Here is a 5502-nt window from a genome sequence, read left to right as displayed (position 1 = left end):
TCAATTCAATAAACATTTTATGCATTTTACTTGGTTGTTCATGAACAAAGTGACAGTGTAAAATATTGCTGTCTGGTTTATCCGTGTATAGTACTTTTATCTTTTCAAAGTCAATCTCTTTAGTTTGCTTATAGAAAAATACAAACAGATGTTTATTCTTAGTGTAACTATCTATATATCTTACTACTTCACCATGAATTAACGCTCCATTGAAATCAATGAACGCATGGAAAAGTACATCTTTTTCGTCATAGTCAACAGGACAGTGTGGATAATTGTCCAACTCCCATGAACCTGACTTTATCATTTGCAATCTAGGATTATCAAAAGCAAAGTATTTGTTTACTTTTCTACCTGCTATACAATCACTACAATATTCAACGGCTATTGACAAACCAGTCTCACCGTATTTGTATATATCAATAGTACCCTGTGCCATTTTCTCAATATTAGACAGACCCATTTCTGCAAAGTACGGACAATATTTATTTACAGTATTAGCAACCATATAAATTGTCGTACCATCTCTATTTCTTATAATACTTGACAGCAAGTTTGTGAACATTATAAATTCGTCTTTCAGATAAAAACCTCTCGTAAGAAATTCATCAAAGAATACAGTTTTGAAATAACCATTGTCTGCACCTTTTGCTGACTCCCATGTGTTCAGCGAAAAACATTTTATTACACTCGTTTCAGATATGTCAGTTATCTCATTCTTTTCATTCCTCTTGCAGAACCAGAACTCTCTGTTGAAATACTTTATACTATTAAATCTACCTTTAGACAACTTTTCTATCAATGGCAAATGTGGAGTTAATAACTCACCTATATTTCGTGGAGTTAAATCCTCTTTAAATCTTCTTATATATGCAAGTCGTGAACCGTCTTTAAAGTAGTCTTTAATGCTGTGTTCTTTTATAATTGCATATGTTTTACCGTTTGCTCTCTTGCCTATTATCATGTTATACAAACACTTTTTACTATCAATTTTCTTTAATGAATAATAATCACTCATGCAAAATGACCCCCTGTACTCATAGCACCTGTTCTGAAAAGTTTAACTCTATTCTCAATAGGTTCGCCACTTATTGTGGTATCCTTTAGGAATTTTTCAAACTGTGTAGCAATACTTAAATTATACTCCTGTTCTTCAAGGTGTATATAATGATATGCTTGACAGTTACTAACATTGCCTAGATAATCTATAACATCTATATCATAGTATTCGTCTATATAGCTATGTGTTGATTTACCTGTATAATCAGGTGGTATTCTCATACCCTTTTTGAAGAACCTAAAACCACCATGTTCTATAATGTATGGTAAAGCTTTTTTCTTATTCAATCCTGCAACTGTTAAATGATATTCTTCTGGTTGCGATGTCGCAACTGTCGTGTACATATAACGTTTTGCACCCAGAGTTTTAAATTTAGTAGCAAAACTTTCTTCTTCAAATTCCCAGTTACCCAGAACTTTAATTTCACCTTTAACTGTTTTAGCTTTAAATCTATCTTCTACTATTCCATGATAATCCATAGCTTTTCTCATGTCAATTTCATTCTGTGCATTATAATCATTTATTATTTTCAAATGTTTTTCATAGTCAGTCATTTTAATACTATCTGTATCACAATATACAAAACCATCTAATTCATCTGAATTATCTTCTATCTTCATTATAGTTTCTCTTAAGAAATGTCTTGCCCATGCAGTAACCCAAACACCCCATTGATATAACAAGAAACTTCCATATCCGTTTTTATATTCTTCAAGAACATCTGTTAAATGTTTATATTCTTCTTCTATTGTCAGTTCAGGATATTTTTCCCATTTATCTGTAAACACAGCATTTTCGTTAGCTATGTTAGTCACACACATTCCATATAAACCATTAATGTGCTGTTTACTTTTCATGTATAAAGCTTCTTCTAACTCTCCCTTTAATCCTTTTAACTCTGTCTTATTCTTAAACAATTCTAGTATGTATTCAACAAATGGTGTAGGTAAATACTCATATTCACTATAATAAAAATCAATTATTTGTCTGCCCTCAAAATCATAAAACTTTACAAAATCTTTATAGTCAACATCGGTCATATATGTTGTAATACATTCACCTTTAACTACTCTACCATTATCCACGACTAAAGTTTTTCTGTTGTAAGTTTCACATTTAGATACACTAAGAGTATGATGATGTCTTTTTGCTTCTATCTTATCAAAGGCTATTTTAAATACACAAGCCTTTTTCTCTATCATATTTTCAAACATACCTGTTGACATAACATCTACTTTTTTAAATTCTCTAGGATATTTACATTTAACCATAACTGCTGGATAACTACTAGCAAAGTCAAAACTTGCTACATTTTTAACTTCACTTCTAACATGAATATAATTTGCATGAGTATCTCCACCTGCAAAAGCTTTATGTAAACATATAAAACAATCTGTTGATGGAGTACATTTTTTAATCATGTATTTATATTTACCTCTATTTGTGTTGTTAAATATATAATCTCTACATTCACGCCTAATATATCCTGTTTGTGTTAATGGTATTTTTGTTATTTTACCCTCATTCTTAGATATTTCTTCTTGTATCCAGTAATGTAAAATCAGCACATCGTGTTCACAGTATTTCATTTCCATTTCAGTTAATGGAGTTTCACTATGTCTTATTAATTTATAATCATATTCATCACCGTCAAGTTTTTCTATCTTTACACTTTTCAAATTCTTAGCAAGGTTAGATAATTTTAATCCTGATATTGTATAGCTACAATGAAATTCAATACAACTATTTAAGTCAAAACACTTCATTGGTTTTAGTCTTGTTCTTGCAAAAACTTCTGTAAAATTACATATATCTCTAAAGAACTGAAATTCATAAGACAAGTTATGTATGAACATTAATATCCGTCTTCTATATGATAGTTTATATCTATCTTTAAGTCTCTGGAATATCTCATATAATTCTGTTAAATATCTACAATAAATTATATTACCGCACATATTAACCATCATTATATAAGGATATGCTCTTTTCTGTCCCTCATGATAAAATGAACTTACTTCAATATCAACAGCAAAATCAGAATTTAAATAATAATTCTGTTTGTTACCTTTTATTGCTTCAATGTCAGGTAGTTCATTAAAATCAAAATCTTCCCAGTAAATCATATGTATCTTCCTTGTTGTGAAAATATATCGTATAACGTTCCTGTATCTTCACTATTTGCCATAGCATCTAAGAAACGTTGCTTTAATTGTTCATAAGTATTTTTCTCTCCGCCCTCTTTTAACATTGCTCTAGCCGCTTGTAAAATACTTGTTTTTGACGGGTCAAATGTGTCTCCCATCATAGCTTTTACAAAAGTAAAAAAGTCAGCCAAATCTTGTGACATTTCAGGCATACCATGTTCTTTATTAAGTTCCCACTTTTCCATTTTAGTTGCTACTTCTGTCAACATATCAACGTCTCTGAAATAATCATCGCTATCCCAAATGAAATTTTTAATCATTTCTAATCTAGAATTAAGTTCTTTAACATTTAACTCTGTGGGGTTACTTCTGAACATTCCTTTTTTGGTAACTATTGTTTTGTCATGAAACGTTGCACCATAATCATCATCGAGTATAAATCTTTTGTTTTCTTCATCAAACCTTTTAAGTATCTTGTTAGCTAATCTAACTTTCTTTCTGTACTCATGCTCTAATTTAGCACGACCTTTTAAATCACTTACTCTAACTTTCTTTGCCATTATTCATCACTCCATTCTAGTTGCGATGTCGCAACTCTGTTATATGAGTTGCGATGTCGCAACTCATATAAATACTCCGTTATTCATTAACTGTTCTATTTCAAGCTTTTCACTATCCGTAGCAACAATTATATCTGTCTTGTAGTTTCTACACTTGACATATCCACTACACTCATTAAGTCTAACATAGCACGTTGACCTATTCCATCCCAAAGTCTCTTTATAACCATATCCCTCTTTAAACATTTTAGGAATTTTGGCTACTATTCTAGGATTGCCTGTGTTCTGCATACTTGCCAAACCACCGCATGACGGCGTATTCATTGTGTAATGTGGCATAGTTCCTGCAAGCATACCACCGATACCAGTAGTACCGTTTATTATAGCACCCTTAGCAGTACCCTCTGCTATACCACCTGCCAAAGAACCTAAACCTCTAGCAAAAGTTGATACAACATTTGTTAACATATTAGCTTGCATACGTCCAATGTTAGTATTTACAGGCACATCAATACCTAACATTACTCTGTAAGTTCCTGTTAACTGTCTGTTTATGAAAACAGCATATTCACCTAAACCATTAATCATGTCTACATATAACATAATATCTACATCTGATACTCCACGAATATCAATTGGAAAAAGTCCTGCCATAGGCAACCATATAGAAAAATCAATGTTTTCTATTTCCCATGCTTGTAATGGTTCAACATGAATTGTACCAAATCTATAACACCCTACTGAACTAGCTAACTTGTTTGCATTTTGTGCTAATGTGTATTTACCAAAAGCATTTATATCTGCTGTACTAGAACTTATTACACTCTGTCTTACATTAGACCCATTATTAAATACTAACTGTGCGATATCAAATGGAAACAGTTTACAAGATATGATACTATCAAAAATATTTGCACCATAAAATGCCATTACTGTTTCCTTAATTGTTTGTGAAAATATACTATCATCATTAAAACTGTCAAGACACTCTTTAAGCTTAGCACCAGATATTACAAATGCTCTGCCATCAACTGCACTTGTTATTACACTATTAGCAAATATGCTTCCGATTGAACCGTCGGTTATCATTGGCACATCGTCAAAGTCATCACGAATACCACCTTTATCTGACTTAGTAAATCCATTAGGATAGTTGCTCTGTGAACCGCCTATTACTACATCACCGATATCAGAAGTACTTTCCTTAAACCATGGATAGAGCCATGGATAACCATTATTAATACCTGACTGTATTCTCCACATATGGTCAGGATATCTATGTGATTGTGTCGATGTCCAACTTGTTTGCCATGACTCACGCCATGTGTTTTGTGCAGGATATCCGTTATTGACATCTGCTTGTATAAACCAACTCATTTTATCACCCTTTCTGGTTGCGATGTCGCAACTATGGAACTATATCGAAACCAATATCCGCAAGATATACAGCATCTTTCATCTGTGCATCTGTGACAAGTTTAAATCTACTTGTTTCTGTCTGACCTTGTAAAAATGTCATTTTGTCAGTGTTAAGAATTGTTGGGCTCGGTCCACCCTCACCGTCAGATGCGGTTATAAAACTTGCAAGTGTTTCATCTTGTAAGAAAATAGTTGTGTTTATGCATGAATTGTTTATATTTCTGAATACAGCTAAATTTGCAGGTGCTGACGCTATACTCAATTTACCCTCGATATAACAACCCTCTAAATTATAAGCATAAACTGAACCTACATT

The 5502-nt window shown here is 32.2% G+C and carries 5 protein-coding genes; all 5 read right to left on the bottom strand.

The features are described from left to right. On the bottom strand, positions 1-964 hold a 964-nt coding region (locus GQ47_RS20520), incomplete at its 3' end, for a phage DNA encapsidation protein (RefSeq protein WP_238568018.1). A gap of 50 nt (positions 965-1014) precedes the next feature. Further along, positions 1015-3186, bottom strand: a complete 2172-nt coding sequence (locus GQ47_RS20515) for a hypothetical protein (protein WP_035652518.1) — start codon at positions 3184-3186, stop codon at positions 1015-1017. Next, a complete protein-coding gene (locus tag GQ47_RS20510) occupies positions 3183-3767 on the bottom strand; it encodes a hypothetical protein (protein WP_035652517.1) in 585 nt (194 codons plus the stop codon). Before GQ47_RS20510 ends, GQ47_RS20515 begins: the two co-directional genes overlap by 4 nt. A 63-nt stretch (positions 3768-3830) precedes the next feature. Further along, positions 3831-5144, bottom strand: a complete 1314-nt coding sequence (locus tag GQ47_RS20505; RefSeq protein ID WP_035652514.1) for a hypothetical protein — start codon at positions 5142-5144, stop codon at positions 3831-3833. 31 nt (positions 5145-5175) lie between these two features. Further along, positions 5176-5502, bottom strand: a 327-nt coding sequence (locus GQ47_RS20500) for a hypothetical protein (protein ID WP_035652511.1), incomplete at its 5' end; no start/stop codon positions are given.

This window comes from Flavobacterium sp. ASV13, assembly GCF_000745775.1.
Taxonomy (GTDB): domain Bacteria; phylum Bacteroidota; class Bacteroidia; order Flavobacteriales; family Flavobacteriaceae; genus Flavobacterium.
Note: the sequence above shows the minus strand (reverse complement) of the source record. Positions and strands in the feature narration are given on the sequence as shown.